We start from the raw sequence: 17,665 nt of genomic DNA on the forward strand, positions 1-17,665 counted from the left end.
CATTACTTATAGCCGTTGTTGTGGTGCCGTTTTTTATCTGATTCCTTTGGTTTTCAATTCAGCATAAACTTCTTGGGTCCCGTGAATTTCTTTTCCGAACGAAATGTCAATATCATATTCAATTCGGTACTCATTAAGCACTTCGTCAATTTTATCTTTTTTGTTTTTCGCTAACGACAGGTCTTGTCGATGTTTGTTTAGTGTTCCAAAAGCCATTCCGAGTGGTGCAAGTCCTACTGCCATAATTATTATAGGAACAGTTGAAATCACACCGCTATCCAATGCATATTTTCCCAATAAATATCCTCCTACAATTACCGCTATTCCGATTACCAGGAAAACTACGAAGTACGTATAAGTCAGCCCTTTTTTCCGCTTAAAGTTTTGGTATTCAATATTGACTTTTTTTAGCTTGTTCTCAAATTTTTCATTCAGTTCAATTTTAGCACAAGTTTTATTGAATTCAGGTTTTCGGTCAGTCAATCCGCAAGTTGTGCCAATTTTTAAGTCAGTTTTTTGGTTATCGCACAATTCGCAATGTCTGGTTAAATCCATTTAATTGAGTTGGTTTTAATTCAATTCGAGTTTGAGTGGTAAATGCACCACAACGATCCAAGCCATGATTTCGTTGCGATGAAAATCCGCCAGGATTTTCGCTCATCACCAAGCCTTTGCTGGCAAGATAGGAATTTTCGGCAGAAAATTCTGCAACAATGAATCATAGGCCTTGTTACCATCTGCAACGCCCGCGACGACATTCAGGACGTCTTTTTGAGTGCCGCGTACTCTTCACATGAGTTGACAGATTCGTTGCCAACTCTAAAGTCCGCAGATGCATAAACACTGGATTTGTATTCGCTATTAACGTTTAATTGTTTGTCTTGGTTCGTTTTGTTCGCTTGCTGATTAGCGGGTCCACAAATGCCGCTGATAGCCGTTAGCAACAAGCTCCTCAGACAGTGCTTTGCAGTGGGCAAGAGTGGTATACTCTGGGACCCAGAATTTAAAAAGATCTGGGCAGCCTAAAACATAGTGAGAATAAGGAATTGAAGAACCTTGGTTGGATCAATCTTGGGCTGGCAAACTATTGGGTAACTTAAAATTGATTAATTGCTTGTTTTTTACCTCAGTTCTTTGATGGCATTTCGTTGTTATTCATCCTTTACTTCTCCTTTACATGAAAATCTTCTCAATTTTTCTATATCATTATTCCAAATAAACGGAGAATCAGCACCATCTAGTTGCTCTGCTTTGCCATCTCTAATTCTAGTTCTGCATGTACTCGATATTAAAATACAAGCTTTAATTGCACGAGTAATACCAACATAATGCAAATTAATATCTTGAGCTGGGTCTTCATTGTATTCATTTGGTAATATCCACTTATATAAATCAAGATGTAAGACTAATTCAAACTCTAATCCTTTGGATTTATGCAATGTCATTATCTGTACTTCATCGTCGGCAGCAGGTTTGTAGGTTTCTAACAATGAAGTATTTGAGACAACTCTATTTAACAAATCAATAGATTCCTGACTCTTTGAATTTGGAGCAATGATTTCAGCAATTTTTATAAAACACTGTACAAGCTTACTTGAATTAAATGATGAAGAGTTAAATTCTTGTATAAGTTCTTTTTTACGTTTATTCAATGTCTCTAATTCTTTTTTCTTAAAGCTATCATATAGTTTAAATGCCTCTACCACCTCAATAAATCTTATTTTAGTGTCATGCACAAAAAATAAGAGATTAGAGAATATTCCAGACCAGATATTAAGATTAGAATCAAGCTCATTAGTTGTTGAGTATTTGTGGGGAATAGTCAAATTATCATTTAGAATATTCCCAGTTCTTTCGCCCCTTACTAAAAGTGCTATTTTATTTTTTTTTGATATCTTAAATTCATTAATTAGAGCATCAATATTTTGGTCTATCCACTTTGATATACTGATTTCATTACCCTCAATTCTAAAAAAGCCAACATTATTTTCTTCCGTTTCAAGAAGGTTAGTATTCGTATTTAAAAAATAATTCGAGTAATTAATAATTGAAGAGTGACATCGATGGTTCTTACTTAAGGTAAAGCTTTTAAAGTTTTCACTTTTATTTAATTCGTCGAGGTATTTTGAACTTTTACCTGAAAAAGCATAAATAGATTGATTTAAATCGCCAACAGCAACAGAAGTAATTCCAAGCTTAGATATTTTTAAAAATAAGTCATGTTGAGCATAACCAGAATCTTGGTATTCATCAATGTATAAATACCTATATCTAGCTTTTAAATATTTTTGGCATGCTAATGAATTATCGAAAATATAATTTGCGAAAACTCCAGTTGTTTCCAATAAAACTATCCCTTTTTTAAAGTAGTAACCAAGTATATCAATGTTTTCAGAGGTTAGTTTGTCAAGCGTTAAATCTCGATTAAACCAACTGAAATTATTTTGGTCTTCTTTAGGTAATTTATCTATAGTTATAACTTCAAAATCTTTTTTAGGTATTCCAAATATATGCTTACCAAAAGGTATTATTATTTCTGAAATGTAGAATCTATCAATAGTTCCAAAGAATGAAGATAATGGATTTTCACCATTCGAAAGGCTTCTGTTTCTTAATTCATTACTTGCTTTATTCGTATAGGATATTGCAATTAATCCTTGATGCTCGCTCAAGCAAGTCAAGTTTGCTTTAATCATATGAGAAAGAATAAATGTTTTCCCACTACCAGGAGTAGCAATTACGACACTGTTTCCAGTGTAATTCAAAATTGCTTCTTGCTGTTTAGTTGGTTCCATAAATTTTCTTTAACGCAATTTCCTGACAAGCAACAAGTGGTTTTGCAATATCTTTATCTTTCAAAATGCCTAATTTTTCTTTTCTTGATTTTAAGAAGGAATACATAAATGAAGCTTTCCTTTTTTGCATTGCAGGAATAATCTCATGAGATTCTAAATCAACAAAATAATCAATTAAGTCTTGCTTTAATTCACTGTTGAATATATCATTTTCCAAATCAACAGAAGAAATGAACATATTGTATGCTTCTAAGTCAGCTATGATTTTTTCACTTCCTTTTACGTTTTCCTCAGGAGGGCTTTGAGCTTCAAAACCTTTTAATAGAGCTTCGTTCTCTTTTAAAATTTCTTCTGTTTCATCGTCACTATTGAAATACATTTTATACAAACTAATACACCTTTGAACACCAGCAAATCTATATTCATCATTTCTCGGTATTTTAATGATATCGTTATCAGTTCTAAGTACCCAATCAATCTCCAAGGCATTAAGTATCTGGACATATGTCGAGAATCCTATGCCATCGACCATTAGCACACTTATATTAAGTTTATCTAAATCTATTCCTATTTGCTTTGATAAAGTTTTATAAAATAAATCTTCAGAAGGCCCTTCTATAAGAAGTACAACATCTGAGAAAAATGCTTCAGCAGGAATAATACTTAAGCGATAGCCAAAGTCTTCAAATGCATCGTCGATTATCTTAGAACAACCATTTGAAGCTACATTCGTTTGCTTATCTTTTGAGTAGAGTCGAACAATTGAATTAGGATTATATTCGCAAGCAATCTGAGGGGAGTGTGATGTTAGTATAACTTGTCCTAATATTTTTGAATTTAAGTATTCAGCTAATTTTCTTTGTTGATGTGGGTGTAAATGGGCTTCAGGCTCCTCAATACAAACAATGCTAACTTCTTTTAAATTCTCCTTTGAAAGTTCATTCTTAGATGCCCATAAGGCTAGATAAATCTGATTCAGTCTACCATCACCTCCAATAACTACATTTTCATCATTATTATTTGACGCTATAGACACATTGTTGATAAAACTGTCAATATTTGACGTACTTGTATCAAATACGACTTTTTCTTTTGTGTGATGAAGTGAAAGTTTCTTTAACTCTTCATTTATTGCAACAGTTGCGTCTGATATGAAATTCAACTTAGGTATTTTAGTATCAATAGATTCTAAATCACCTTTTATTTCAGAATAAAGTTCTTCATCTTTTTTTAATTCATCTTCGCTTCGATTATCCTTGGCAACTTCAAACAAATTTCGTTTCTCCCGATTAATAAAGCTATGAAAGTCTCTGCGACTACTTATATATCTCAGGTTTAAAACTTTTCTATAAAACCTATCTTCTATTTCCTCTAATTTGTCATTTGATTGACCTGCATAAAGTTCGAAAGATTTTACACCTGAAGATTGATCTCTAAACGCTTCATATGCTAATACTAACTTATCATCATTACTAATACGTCCTTTAAGTTTTGAAACGACACAATCTTCAACAACATTTTCAAAAAATAGCTTAATACTAAAAGAATTAGTTTCTTCGAAAGCATAAAAATCAGAATCCTTAGGCTCAATCTGATAGTCATTCAGGCTTCTATCTAATAAAAGCCTTATAGCCCAAATTAAATTAGTTTTTCCGATATCATTCGCTCCAATTACTAATGTTTTAGGATTTACATTAACTGTTATATTCTTAAAGTTTCTAAATCCTTTTATTTTAACTTTCGATAAGTTCATATTTTCTAGATTTTATGTTCGGAGCTTTTTTTAATGAATGCCAACGTTCTCGGCTATGAGTAGTTGCGTGGTTTATCACTTAACTTTACAAGTACACACCAGACTGAAAATCCGCGTCCCGATAGCTATCGGGATTCAGAAGTAGGCGAGAACAAGCAATTACTTATAACCATTGTTGTACATAGTTATTTTTGCACTAGTTTCTTTCTATAATTATCGATTTCCTTATCCATTTCAATAATTATGTAATAGACTTTATTATACTCTTCTATTAAATTATTTGGCGATTTCCTATCAAGTTTTGAAATATTATTTATGCTTGTTTTCAATTCGTCTTTATGTTCTGAAAAATTTCTAAAGCCATCTTTTTCCAAATCAGAACTAGTTCTAACTGTTTTCTCAAAATAGTTAGTCAGACTATTCAAAATATCGTCAATATTTGTACCTGATGGTATTTTTGTTTTGAAAGCTATTTTTTTTATTTGCTTTATTGTAGTTTCGAAATTGTTACTGACTTCTGAATATTTAACTATCTTAATTGCAGAAAATATTTGTTCTTTGGCTTTCTTAATTTCATTCCAATTATACAGTGTCCAAAGCGCACCAAGAATGGAAACAATCGAAGTTGTAATATTTAGTATATCCATTATTAAATCAGATATAAATATTCACTCTTAAAATCAGATGTTATTCCTCCTGCTTCAACAGGATATTTCATAGGTTCCAAAAGAGTGTTCCAAAATTTATCATCAAATGCATTTCTCAAAAACATATATCTAAAAACTGCAATTAACGTATGCCTTGAGATACCTTTAACAGGTTCAATTCTACATTTATAGTAATCTTCATATTCATAAAATGTATAATACCTTTTTTCAAGCCATTCTGTATCTGTATAACTAGTAATTTCGTCTACTTGCTCTCTAGTTATTGAAAAATATGGCTCTAAATCTTCGTGTAAATCGTTTTCGTCTACAATCGGATACAGTTTTTCATACCAAGCATATACATAGTCATTTGGTAATAAATGAGAAGTGTTCGGGTTCAGTTTAGTTTGTAAAATCTGAAATCTCTGCAAATTAAATAATGCTTTTCCAATGTTTTTAATGTCACTCATTTTTCTTGATAATTAAGCCCAACAATTATATACCCCTACAAGTTACTATATTTCTCTTTGGTGTCCACTTCTCCAAATTGGATTTTTAGATCGGTGAATGGGTGATGGGTAGGGGATTAGCTCAGGAATAGTTAGACATGCGATCATGAATAATACGCATTTTAGAGATGGATCATTGTATTTTAAAAATTCGATAAAAAGCAGTTGAACCATCTTTTTGTACGTATCATTTTTTGGTGATAGGGAGGAAGCTCTACCAGGATGAGCTGCCCATGCTTATGGGTCTGCGCTCAATCCTGCGCATAAAAAAACCCTGCGCAAGGCAGGGTTGATATACATGTTGGGGGTTTTGATTATCCCAAATATGATTTAAGGATCTTGCTTCTTGAGTTTTGACGCAATCTTTTAATTCCTTTTTCCTTGATCTGGCGCACGCGCTCACGGGTCAGGTCAAAGGTTTCGCCGATTTCTTCCAGACTCATGGGCTGCTGATTTCCTATACCGAAGTACAACGAAATAACATCAGCTTCTTTCTGAGAAAGTGTTTCCAATGCACGGGTGATCTCAAGGGTTAGAGATTCATGCAATAGATCTTTGTCTGGGTTAGGGGACTCTCCACTGCGCACTACGTCATAAAGGTTAGAGGTTTCTCCTTCCTTCAAAGGTGCATCCATGGATACATGTCTCCCAGCGTTTTTCAAGGATTGCTTAACATCACTCACCGTCATATCTAGCTCTTTGGCCAGTTCTTCTGGTGATGGCGGACGCTCATGCAATTGCTCAAGATGTGAAAATGCCTTATTAATCTTGTTAATGGATCCGATCTTGTTCAATGGAAGTCGCACAATGCGTGACTGCTCTGCTAGTGCTTGTAGAATCGACTGGCGTATCCACCATACCGCATAGGATATGAATTTAAATCCGCGAGTTTCATCAAATCTTTTGGCAGCCTTTACGAGTCCGGCGTTTCCTTCATTGATAAGATCTGGAAGCTTAAGCCCTTGGTTTTGGTATTGCTTGGCAACAGACACCACAAACCTTAAGTTGGCAGTTGTCAGTCTTTCCAGGGCTCGTTGATCACCTTTTTTGATTCGTTGTGCTAGTTCTACCTCTTCCTCTGCGGTAATCAGGTCGATCTTTGAAATGTCCTGAAGGTATTTGTCCAGCGACTTCGATTCACGGTTTGTAACCTGTTTGGTGATTTTGAGTTGTCTCATCTAATAAGTTAAGATTAAAATTTGCATCTGACAGCTCTTGTCAGACAGTTTAGCACATAGCAAAAATCATACCAAACACTTATAAGCTGACACCTATTCAGGCTAGTAATACTGCGAGATTCGCTACGATTTATTAGTCGGGAAAAGTACATTATCGTTACAACTGGATGCCTGGTGATATCGCTTTCGCGAAAGCGAAAATACCCCCAATGCCCAGTAATACAACGTTATAGCTCCCCATCAAAAAAAATGAAAAAAAATGGCTCAGAACCTGGCTCTATCGGCAGATTTAATATTTATAAAGTATTTTCGGCTGACCAAAAAATAATTTATGCGTTATCTGACCCTGTACCTTGTCCTCATGATGTCAGTTCACTTCTGTCAGTCTCAAACCGGGATATCTGACACTGGATTGTGGTCTCAATATATTTTTACCAAGTCTTTAAAAAACCAATGGTTCATCACTGGTGATTTGCAATATCGTACCTACGAACTTACCTCAGACTTTCAACAGTTTATCGCCAGGGCAGGAGTGGGTTATCGTCCCAAAAACACGCAACTGGATTTGGTGGCGGGCTATGCCTATTTTCTCAGCGGCCCGTTTGGGGAAAGCGAAACGACCAGTGGCGAACATCGTTTTCACCAGGATATCTGGTGGGCGAGCAATGTGGCGACTTGTTTCGAACTCAAACACAGGATTCGTATTGAAGAGCGTTTTGTGGAGGACCAGGATTTTAGAAGCCGATTCCGCTATACGCTATTTTTGAATATACCATTGAACCAAAAAACCATTACCGATAAGACCTGGTACCTGGCGTTGTGGAATGAGGTGTTTATCAATGGAGAAACCAGTACCGGACAAGGACAAGTTCAGTATTTTGACCGTAATTGGGCTTTTGGCGGCTTGGGCTATCAACTCAATAAGGCACTTAAATTTCAATTGGGTTATATGCGAGAGGTTACACCAAACATCAGCAAAGGCCAACTGGTCCTGACTGCTTTTCATAAGCTATAACCCATGGTGCCTTCGTGAATCTTCCAGCATTTGACTTCAAAGAAAGCATGAATTACAAATTCTCAAAAATCCGAATGCTAAATCATCTTAAGCCAGCCAGATCATCAACGTTCTCACAACCAGGCGGTATACCCGGCAATAAAGTTGCCCAGTAAGATCATCGCATAAACGATGATGCGCAGAAAATTATAAAACTTGATTTTCCGGATGTGCGCCTCCAGGTTTTGGGCAGTCTCCATCTCTGAATGTAAAGGAATAACGATGGTGAGCAACATGGCCCAGGTGGTCAGCACCAAAATCATGTTGACCAGATTATAGATCAATGCATCGGCATGAACGCTGAATAAAAGGATGCTGCATATAATTTGCGCAATCATCAATGGAACACCTATATAAGCCATGTTCACACTGTACTGACTGTGCCATTCGATCAAGGCTTCTCTTTCGAAATATTTAAATCCGGGATAAACACCATATTGAAAGATGATGACGATAACAAATAGGCTACCGTCCAATGCAAGCTTGATATGATCGATCAGGGTCCAAACCATTGTGCAATGATAGAAAAGAAAAAGTAAGAAAACTCGCTAATTATCGTGGATAAGGATTTCCGCACCACTTTTATCGTTTAAAGGCTCAAAAAATAAACGAGTTGTAGGAAAAAAACGAGATTCCATTGGAGCACCCGCCACCAATTCTGCTTCACCAGGTTTAGACATTCACTCGTATTGTCCTCTTGGGCATCAATGCGTTGGTGTAAAGGAACGAAAACCATCATCGTCAATAACCAGGTGGACAACACCAACAGTCCATGAATAATTTTGATCGTTTCAAAATGATCCATTACAATGATGTTATAAGCCGCTAGGACGATTTGAATGATCATCATTGGTGCAACGATCACAGTTATTTTTTTGGTGTAGATGACGTGCCAATGTCTCAAACCTTCACGTTCAAAATGAAGAAAACTGGGGTAAATCAGCAATTGGACCATCCATATCAATACCAACAATCCAAAATCGACCAACAATTGTAGGAGTTCGCTGAGATGATGTGGACTTACAATCATTACAAGATTATTTTTGGGAAGTTAATTGAAAAATTATTATTCCGTAAAATGCTGTTTTTTTACATCGGATTTTAAGTAATGATACGACAAGAATTTTGGAGGTGCTGCGACTTTACTAATTATTCTTCAGTGCGATCCATCTGAATAAATGTTCAGCTTATTCCAAACGCCCCACCGCATAAGCCCACCAGATCAGCAATGGGTGAATCAAAACCAATCTTACCCATCCTATCCAGGCGGGTATACACATCTCTCCCGCACAATGACCTTGTTGAATAAAATAAATATGTGACCAAGTAAAAGCTGCCAACATCAGGATACATAACCAGCTCCCCAGGCGTCTGTAGGTAGGAATGTAGCGATATAACACATGTTCTGACCCCTTTCGCGACCAAAGGGAAGCGGGAAACAAGACCAAAACAGCGACCAGTAATTCTAACCCACCAGCCAGCCAATTGATAAAATAAGGATAAGGAATGGCAGTTGGGATGACTTCTAAATAAACCGCTGGGGTAAGAAAGTGCATCAGCCCGGCAATGCTATACAATGCCACAAAAGGGTAGAGTAGGAGCCACTTTTTCATGTCAATCGCCAGTGATATTCGGTATGGACTTTATACAGGATAAAACCAAAGGGTATCCACCAAATAAAATCATTGGTGATCAAGGTGTAGAAAAACTCAAAGGGAACGTCTCCTTGTAGATAATTAAAAACAAAACCCAGCGGACCAAAAATCTTCCCTAAAAAACCTACAGCTACAATCGGCCAGTGTCTCATCGGGTCATAACTGGCCCACCAGTATCCCAGGCCATAGACACCTATTACCATTCCCATTCCTTGCCAGATCATAGGATGCTGTAATGGTTCCATTCCTACCCATTCAAAAAAGTGATGGGGAAAGATGACCACCCAGGCTCCCCACAACACATTGTAGATTGCGGCAATTCTTAGGGTCAATTTCATATTTAAATATCTTTGCGATATATACGGCGACGTTTATGTAAGACAGGGTCATAATCCTTCCACAAGGCCTGCACGGCTGTATTATCTTCTAATTCTGGATTGGTCTCGGCCAATTTGATCCCATATCTCTTGAAATTCAGACTGACATTCCTGAACATCATGGCAGTCACCCCTTTTCCTTGTAATTTAGGGTCTATCCCGATCAGATAAAAAGCGGCTCGATCATTTTTCTTTTTTGCTTTTAACAAGTGCATAAAACCAAAGGGAAACATCCTTCCCTTGGCCTGTTGTAAGGCTTTGGAGAAGGAGGGCATGGTAATCGCAAAGGCGACCAACTTACCTTCTTTGTCGACCACACATTCTAAAAAGTCCGGATTGATAAAGGGCAAGTATTTTTCCTTGTATAATTCGATTTGATAAGGTTGAATAGGAACAAAAGTCACTAAGCTAGAGTAGGTTTTGTTCAGTAATTCAAACATCTCATCTACATACGGAAGGATGTCCTTGGTGGAATTGAATTCTAAGGTTCTCAATTCGTATCGCTTAGCGATCAAATCCGCAAACTTGTTGATTTTGGGAGGTATTGGATCCGGTGTGGAGAATTTAAACTCTACCCAATCTGCACTTTTAGTATAGCCTAATTCTGTCAGATGCTCTTTGTAGTAAGGATAATTATACCAGGTAATCATGGTGCTTAATTCATCAAAACCTTCTACGAGCATGCCGGCTTTATCCATATTGGAAAATCCTACGGGACCTTCAACATATTCCAGGCCTTTCTCTTTACCTATACGGTGTACTTCCTCCAATAGTGCTCGGGTTACCTCAATGTCATCGATCATATCCAGCCAACCAAATCGCATTTTTGGTTTCTGTTGCTCATTGATTTCGATGTGGTTGATCAAACCCGCCACGCGACCGACGATTTTACCGTCCTTATAGGCCAAAAACAACCAACATTCGGCGTTTTTAAATACCTGATTTTTGGACGGATCAAAAACAGCCAATTCATCTTTGATAATAGGAGGGACAAAATATGCGTTGTCCCGGTAAAGGTCCATTTGAAACTGGACAAACTTTTTGATATCCTTTGAAGAGGAAATTTGTTTTACTTCTATCATGTCTTAAAGTCCGCGACCATCGTCACCTTCTGTATTCAATTTGTTTTTCTTCTTTTTCTTTTTCTTGGGTTCACCTGTACCATCCCAATCTTTTGTTTGCTTGATCTCTTCATCTTTGTGAAAGTCCAGGCGATAAGACATACCCGCATTGACCTGAAATAGACTGGGTGTATCTTTAAAATTAAGCGTACCGCTCACATCCACTTGCCAGTCTTTATTGATCAGATAGGCAACACCGCCACGACCCAGGTCATCACTGTAAAAATCGGATTTAAAGCCTTGGTACTCTCCAAAAATGGCCCATTTCCCGTTGATACTATGGGTCATGGTCAGGATCCATTCATAGGAGGGAAAATCAGTGGTCACCCTATCGACTATAAAATTCATGACAAATACCCATCGGCCCCAATTGTTCTGCGTGATCAAAGCAAACTTTGGCGATATGGTCGGATCCAGAGGTGGCGTGAATGGGTTGTTTTCACTGAAATTGAGGTTGGCACCAGCATAAACGGACACTGCCGGAATAAGATCACGCCAATCCAGGCTGTGATTGGCTTTCCAACTCAGTAGATTCACTTCTTTTTCTCCAAAAAATACCAGCGGGTCAAAAACGAGGTACTTGGCACCCAGCGTACTACTGGAAAAATTTGAAAATGAGGTTTCTGTGTTTAAGGATCCCAACTGATCCGTTTGGGTAGCTGCATCAAAACTCCCTATATAGGAAAACTCCAGCCTTTCGTTTAAAGCGCCGTAACGCAATTGAAAGCTAAATCCTGCAATATCTCTTTCGTACAACTGTAAATCGTGTTCCTCGGCACGGTAAAAAAGCGAACCTTCTACTTGGGCTACATTTTTACCTACTGCAAAAGCACCTTGAGATCTACCAGGGTTATTGGTATTGATGGTTTCTGTATATTGAGCCACAGACCATTGGGCTGATACCAACAATATAACCAGAAGACTGATGCGTTTAATCGCTATTTCCATAATCACTGAATATGAACCAAATTTAGTATTTCTTATAGAGTAACCTTGAAGCAACTTAGTATTTTTACCAAAACTATTGACAATTGCAGTTTCTTAGAACATTACTTATCATTCTCATCGTATTGGTTGGTCTACGCTTACTCTGGAAAGCTTTTGGCAAACAAATCCTCAGGTGGTTGGGAATGAAGGCCATACAACGCGTTCAAAAAAGTTTTGAAAAGCGTACTGGATTTTCTGGATTTTCTGATCAAGGCCAAGCCTCTTCTTCGGCAGAGCCTGCTCCAAGGATGAAGTCGCGTCCACGTGAAAAGAAAAAGGTGGGAGAGTACATCGACTTTGAGGAAATTGATTAATTTTCGGGTTTCATCGATTCCAATCTTTCATGAGTTTTAATGTCAAAAAATTACTGCCACACCTTGCCGTGTTCGTGGTATTTATCATTGCATCCCTTGCTTATTTCCATCCCGTTCTCAGCGGAAAGAAATTATTTCAAAATGATATCGTTCAGTACAAAGGAAACGCCCGCCAGTTGATCGATCATCGGGAACAAACTGGTGAGGAAACTTATTGGACGGATGCCGTATTCGGTGGGATGCCTACCTATCAATTAGGCGCCAGGTATGATTATGATTGGATTGACCAGCTGGACCGTGGTCTGAGGTTCCTGCCCAGACCGGCAGACTACCTTTTTCTTTACTTTTTTTCCTTTTATGTCCTGATGTTGGTCATGCGCGTGGATTGGAAAATTGGTTTATTGGGAGCCTTTGCCTTTGGATTCTCTACCTATCTGATCATTATTCTCGGTGTCGGCCACAATGCCAAAGCCCATGCCATCGCTTATTTCCCCTTAGTGCTTAGTGGTATCATTCTCGTATTTCAGAAACGCTACCTGCTCGGTTTTGTGGTGACTGCCCTGGCCATGGCGCTAGAACTACAGGCCAATCATCCGCAAATGACTTATTATTTGCTCATTGGCGTTGTTATTCTAGGCCTTGCTTATCTGGTGGACGCCATCAAGAAAAAATGGTTGCCACATTATTTTACGTCTATCGGAATCATGGTGGTAGCAGTGGTACTTGCCTTAGGCACCAATGCGGCTAACCTGATGGCTACTAGCGAGTATTCCAAAGAAAGCACGCGTGGCCCTTCTCCCATTAGTATCAACGCTCAAGGCGAAAATCTAACCCCTACACCTGGATTAGAATACGATTACATCACCCAATATAGCTATGGCCTTTCAGAAAGTCTTAATCTTATGATTCCTAGATTTGCCGGTGGAGGAAGTGGTGAAACCCCAGGTGAAGATTCCCAAACCGTGGAGTATTTGCAAAAGATGGGGCTGCCCAAAGCGGATGCCGTTGACTTTGCCAGCCAAATTCCAACCTATTGGGGCGCGCAACCTATAGTAGAAGCACCAGCCTACCTGGGCGTCAGTGTAGTATTTTTAGCTTTCCTTTCCTTATTTCTGTTACGAGGTCGGCTGAAGTGGTGGACCTTAGGCACGATCGTTTTGGCTTTATTGCTTTCATATGGTGACAACCTGGCCTGGCTGACCAAGTTTTTTATCAATAACATTCCGTTTTATAACAAATTCAGAGCGGTGACCTCCATTCAGGTATTGATCGAACTCTGTGTTCCTATACTTGCTGCGGTAGGACTGTATCAGTTTTTTAATGAACGTAAGGATGACCGTAAAAAAGCCAAGGCCCTGATGCTGGCTGCAGGTAGCTTCTGTGCCTTCTTATTGATATTAGCTGTTGGCGGCCAACTTTTCTTTGATTTTGCGGGACCAATTGATGCTTACCTGTTGAACGATGAACAACTGGGTAGTCCCTTTGTGGATGAGTTGCGCAGGGATCGATTCAATATGATGCAGGAGGATGTCTTTAAAGCTTTATTGTTTATAGGAGGTATCTGCCTGGGGTTATGGCTATATCTTAAAGGTAAATTTGCTCAAGAGTGGACGCTCTTATTGGTTGGGGTAGTAATTCTGGTCGACCTGGTAGGTTTTAATCTGAATTATGTCAATGAGGAAGATTATGTCACTGCCAGAGAATATGCTTTTCCATATCAAAAAACATCCGCGGACGATATCGCGTTGAAAGATGATGGACATTTTAGGGTTTACGACCAACTGGCTGATCCTGTCAACAGCGGTCGTGCTTCCTATTTCCACAATGCATTCGGCGGGTATCACGGTGCAAAACCACACCGCTTCCAGGATATTTTTGATTTTTACATGTTGGATCCGCAAGGACGATCTGCCGGAGTAAATGCAAGAAACATTGAGGTGTTAAGCATGTTCAACGTCAAGTATTTTTTAGGAGCCAATGAGCAGGGCACCATTGCGCAAACCAATCCACAAGCCATGGGCAACGCCTGGTTTGTAAATAAAGTAAAAGAGGTGCCAGACCAAAATGCCGAGATACAGGCTTTAGAACAACTTTCAGGGGATTCGCTGGCGGTCATTACTCGCCAACAAAAGGAAAAGTTGGGATTAAAGCAGGTCAGTAAGGACAGCACTGCCCAGATACAATTGACTTCTTATGATCCCGAGCGCTTGGTATATAAGACACAGAACTCCCAGCCAGGCTTGGCGGTATTTTCAGAAATGTACTACCCACACGGTTGGAAAGCAACGATTGACGGTCAAGAAGTACCAATTGCCAGAGTCAATTATGCCCTACGCGGATTGAATGTGCCAGCCGGTACGCACGAAGTTACCTTTAGCTTTGAACCAGAAGTTGTTGCTACTGGTAGCCTGGTGATGTTATTGAGTAATATTTTACTGCTGTTGGTGATATTGGGAGGTGTGATTTGGTTGTTTAAGAAAAGTTCATCGCCAAAAGTATCTTGATATGAAAAAGGACCTGCTGGTTGTTGCCTATTATTGGCCTCCTGCTGGTGGGCCTGGTGTGCAGCGCTGGCTGAACTTTTGTAAATACCTTCCTGATTTGGGCTATCGACTCACCTTGGTCATACCAAAGAATCCTGATTACCCGATCACCGATCTTAGTTTAAACAGTGAAGTGCCGACTGATATCAAGATCATACAAGTTCCCATTATGGAACCCAGCCGTTGGTTGAGTTCGCTTTCGCGAAAGCGGACCAAAGACCTGCAACGCGGTTTGATCCAAAAAAAGCAAGGAGCCATAGAACGCTTATCCTTATGGATCAGGGGAAACTTCTTTATTCCAGATGCACGTGTAGGCTGGAAAAAGGCAGTGATTAAAGCTACTGAATCTTACGTTGAGCAGCATCCATCTGCCACCGTGATTACTACTGGTCCGCCGCATTCTTTGCACTTGATTGGTTTAACGCTCAAACACAAACATCAGGATATCAAATGGCTGGCAGATTTTAGGGATCCGTGGACGACGATTGGATATCATAAACAACTCAAATTGGGTACAACTGCACGTAAGAAACACTTGCGTCTTGAACAGCAGGTATTGGACCAAACAGACCGATTGATTGTCACGAGCACACACACGGCCAGAGAGTTTGCTTCCAAAACCAGTACTCCGGTGGATGTGATTACCAATGGATTTGATATCCCCATCAATACCGCCAGTGCTCAACCTGAAGGTGATTTTGTTCTTTCACACGTGGGCACCCTGCTTTCTGAACGCAATCCAGAAGTGTTATGGGAATGCCTCAGCGAATTGACAGCAGAAAATGAGGATTTTGCTTCAGATTTTAAATTGAAACTGGCCGGTAATCTGAGTGATACAGTTATTGATAGTATAGGTCAACATGGATTGTTTAAATACGCAGATTTACTGGGCTACCTGCCCCATACCGACTCAGTGCGACTGATGTTTGAATCACAGGCTTTATTACTGATAGAAATCGATTCTGAAGATACCAAAGCCATTATTCCAGGTAAAATATTTGAATATTTGGCGAGTAGAAGGCCCATCATTGCAATTGGTCCTGCACAGTCAGATATGCAAGCAATGATAAAGAACACAAGCAGCGGTCAGTATTTTGGCTATGAGAATAAACAGGGGTTAAAAGCCTTCCTTATTGATATATATAAAGCCTACAAGAAGGGAAAAAATGATCCTGTAACGGCTTCTTCTTTAGCACCTTTCCACCGAAAGAACTTGACCCAACAACTCAGTCAAAGCATCCAGCAAACATGGGAATAGTGATGAAGCATAGCGCCTGGAATCTTGTGATCACTGCCGTAGGCTTTGTATTGGGAGCGATCAATGTGCTTGTTCTTGCCACCACTTACTTAGATGATGAATATTATGGACTGTGGGGCTATATTTTATCTACGGCGTTTCTGATTTTTCCGTTGATGTCCTTTGGGATACATAATACTATTATCAAGTACTACTCAAAATATCCAACCAAGGAAGAACGTGATGTTTTCTTGACCCAAATGTTGTGTTGGCCATTAGGGGTTGTCCTCTTTATAGTGGGGCTGATTTGGATATTTCAAACTGAGCTGCAACTGTTTATATCTTCCCGCAACCAGATGGTAGGTGATTACTTATGGTTGATTGTGGTGATCGGATTCTTACAAGCGTATTTTGAGATTTTTTATGCCTGGGTCAAGGTACATATGAAAACCATTGGCGGTAATTTTCTCAAGGAGGTTTTCTATAGATTTGGGGCAACGATCCTGCTTTTATTAGTCATGTGGGAACAAATTACCCAGGTGCAATTTATATATGCGCTAGCCTTGATCTACTTGTTGCGTATGCTTTTGATGATGTGGTTGGCTTTAAAGACTTATCGACCCCAATGGCGTTGGGGTAGGCTACAGGCGAGAAAGGATATTTTGACTTATTCCATGTTGATGATCGTGGCTGGTTCTGTGGCGACAGCCTTACTGGATTTGGATAAAAATATGATCAACCAATTCAGAGACATCGAATTGATTAGTTACTTCAATGTAGCGGTGTTTGTTGCCACCGTTATTGCAGTTCCAGCCAGGGGAATGGCCCAGATTACACATCCATTGACTGCAACGCACTACAATAACAATGATAGAGCTGCGATGGAAGATCTTTATAAACGCAGTTCGCTCAACTTGAGTATCATTTCAGGCTTTTTGATGGTGATCATTTTATGTAACGCGCAAGAGTTTTACCAGTTACTACCACCAGCATTTGAGGTCGGCATACCTGTGCTATTCTTAATTAGCGTAGTCAAATACACTGAAAATCTATTGGGAAGCAATAATGCCATTCTTTACAATACCGATTTATACAGAGTAACGCTTTGGATGGGATTGGGGTTGGCCTTGCTGGCTTTCCTGCTCAATCTATGGTTGATCCCGCTATATGGAATCATTGGTGCAGCCGTTGCAACTTGTGCGGCTTATGTGGGTTATGCCGCAGCCAAGATTGGTTATGTTAATTATAAACTGGGGATGCATCCATGGACTTCCAAAACCACTGCTTCGGTGTTATTGATTCTGATCAGCTTAGGAACCTTTTATTTTTGGGACTTTCCATGGAATCCATATATCAACATTGGAGCAAAAAGTTTACTCATCTGTTTGTACTACGGGATACTGATGTACTATTTCAATCTCTCTACCGAAATTAACGCCATCATTTTACAGCTATGGCATAAAAAAAGCCGATTTCTTTAGCGAAATCGGCTTTA

The 17,665-nt window shown here is 39.0% G+C and carries 17 protein-coding genes; 5 read left to right on the forward strand and 12 right to left on the reverse strand.

Annotation, left to right across the window (positions count from 1 at the left end; all coding sequences use genetic code 11):
- Nucleotides 1-33: 33 nt before the first annotated feature.
- The 6 genes from EGM47_RS14235 to EGM47_RS14260 all read right to left on the reverse strand — a co-directional run bounded on the left by EGM47_RS14235 (nt 34) and on the right by EGM47_RS14260 (nt 6,882).
- Nucleotides 34-555, reverse strand: coding sequence for a 6TM ABC transporter family protein (locus EGM47_RS14235; protein ID WP_124981494.1), 522 nt, complete (start codon nt 553-555; stop codon nt 34-36).
- 596 nt (nt 556-1,151) lie between these two features.
- Nucleotides 1,152-2,795, reverse strand: coding sequence for a UvrD-helicase domain-containing protein (locus tag EGM47_RS14240; protein ID WP_124981495.1), 1,644 nt, complete (start codon nt 2,793-2,795; stop codon nt 1,152-1,154).
- Nucleotides 2,782-4,548 carry an ATP-dependent nuclease gene (locus EGM47_RS14245; RefSeq protein ID WP_124981496.1) on the reverse strand — a complete coding sequence of 589 codons (1,767 nt, stop codon included), beginning with the start codon at nt 4,546-4,548 and terminating at the stop codon, nt 2,782-2,784. The genes EGM47_RS14240 and EGM47_RS14245 overlap by 14 nt, the downstream gene beginning before the upstream one ends.
- A 185-nt stretch (nt 4,549-4,733) precedes the next feature.
- Nucleotides 4,734-5,195, reverse strand: coding sequence for a hypothetical protein (locus EGM47_RS14250; RefSeq protein WP_124981497.1), 462 nt, complete (start codon nt 5,193-5,195; stop codon nt 4,734-4,736).
- A gap of 2 nt (nt 5,196-5,197) precedes the next feature.
- A complete protein-coding gene (locus tag EGM47_RS14255; protein WP_124981498.1) occupies nt 5,198-5,665 on the reverse strand; it encodes a hypothetical protein in 468 nt (155 codons plus the stop codon).
- A gap of 353 nt (nt 5,666-6,018) precedes the next feature.
- Complete coding sequence (locus EGM47_RS14260; protein WP_124981499.1) at nt 6,019-6,882, reverse strand: sigma-70 family RNA polymerase sigma factor; 864 nt, start codon at nt 6,880-6,882, stop codon at nt 6,019-6,021.
- Between the two features lie 331 nt (nt 6,883-7,213).
- On the opposite strand from EGM47_RS14260, the gene EGM47_RS14265 reads away from it, so the two are divergent.
- Nucleotides 7,214-7,897: a DUF2490 domain-containing protein gene (locus EGM47_RS14265; RefSeq protein WP_124981500.1), complete on the forward strand. Its 684-nt coding sequence runs from the start codon at nt 7,214-7,216 to the stop codon at nt 7,895-7,897.
- A 113-nt stretch (nt 7,898-8,010) separates the two neighbouring features.
- Here EGM47_RS14265 and EGM47_RS14270 read toward each other — a convergent pair whose 3' ends face one another.
- The 6 genes from EGM47_RS14270 to EGM47_RS14295 all read right to left on the reverse strand — a co-directional run bounded on the left by EGM47_RS14270 (nt 8,011) and on the right by EGM47_RS14295 (nt 12,037).
- Complete coding sequence (locus tag EGM47_RS14270; RefSeq protein ID WP_124981501.1) at nt 8,011-8,448, reverse strand: hypothetical protein; 438 nt, start codon at nt 8,446-8,448, stop codon at nt 8,011-8,013.
- Nucleotides 8,449-8,525: 77 nt separating this feature from the next.
- Nucleotides 8,526-8,966 (reverse strand): hypothetical protein, encoded by a 441-nt coding sequence (locus EGM47_RS14275; RefSeq protein WP_124981502.1) that lies wholly within the window; start codon nt 8,964-8,966, stop codon nt 8,526-8,528.
- 157 nt (nt 8,967-9,123) lie between these two features.
- The gene (locus EGM47_RS14280) at nt 9,124-9,549 is read right to left on the reverse strand and encodes a DoxX family protein (RefSeq protein WP_240642488.1); all 426 of its coding nucleotides are present in this window, start codon (nt 9,547-9,549) and stop codon (nt 9,124-9,126) included.
- Nucleotides 9,546-9,929, reverse strand: a complete 384-nt coding sequence (locus EGM47_RS14285) for an alkyl hydroperoxide reductase (RefSeq protein WP_124981504.1) — start codon at nt 9,927-9,929, stop codon at nt 9,546-9,548. The genes EGM47_RS14280 and EGM47_RS14285 overlap by 4 nt, the downstream gene beginning before the upstream one ends.
- A 2-nt stretch (nt 9,930-9,931) precedes the next feature.
- Complete coding sequence (locus EGM47_RS14290; RefSeq protein WP_124981505.1) at nt 9,932-11,050, reverse strand: GTP cyclohydrolase; 1,119 nt, start codon at nt 11,048-11,050, stop codon at nt 9,932-9,934.
- Nucleotides 11,051-11,053: 3 nt separating this feature from the next.
- Entirely contained in the window at nt 11,054-12,037 is a 984-nt protein-coding gene (locus EGM47_RS14295; protein ID WP_164510904.1) for a transporter, read from the reverse strand.
- An 83-nt stretch (nt 12,038-12,120) separates the two neighbouring features.
- Here EGM47_RS14295 and EGM47_RS14300 point away from each other — a divergent pair, with 83 nt between their 5' ends.
- The 4 genes from EGM47_RS14300 to EGM47_RS14315 are packed head-to-tail and all read left to right on the forward strand — an operon-like array spanning nt 12,121 to nt 17,651.
- Nucleotides 12,121-12,390 carry a DUF4834 family protein gene (locus tag EGM47_RS14300; protein ID WP_124981506.1) on the forward strand — a complete coding sequence of 90 codons (270 nt, stop codon included), beginning with the start codon at nt 12,121-12,123 and terminating at the stop codon, nt 12,388-12,390.
- Between the two features lie 29 nt (nt 12,391-12,419).
- Nucleotides 12,420-14,894 carry a YfhO family protein gene (locus EGM47_RS14305; RefSeq protein WP_124981507.1) on the forward strand — a complete coding sequence of 825 codons (2,475 nt, stop codon included), beginning with the start codon at nt 12,420-12,422 and terminating at the stop codon, nt 14,892-14,894.
- Nucleotide 14,895: 1 nt separating this feature from the next.
- Entirely contained in the window at nt 14,896-16,191 is a 1,296-nt protein-coding gene (locus tag EGM47_RS14310; protein WP_124981508.1) for a glycosyltransferase family protein, read from the forward strand.
- Between the two features lie 2 nt (nt 16,192-16,193).
- Complete coding sequence (locus tag EGM47_RS14315) at nt 16,194-17,651, forward strand: lipopolysaccharide biosynthesis protein (RefSeq protein WP_240642489.1); 1,458 nt, start codon at nt 16,194-16,196, stop codon at nt 17,649-17,651.
- The last annotated feature ends 14 nt before the right edge of the window (nt 17,652-17,665 follow it).

The sequence above is a fragment of the Nonlabens xiamenensis genome, assembly GCF_003865345.1.
Taxonomy (GTDB): Bacteria; Bacteroidota; Bacteroidia; order Flavobacteriales; family Flavobacteriaceae; genus Nonlabens; species Nonlabens xiamenensis.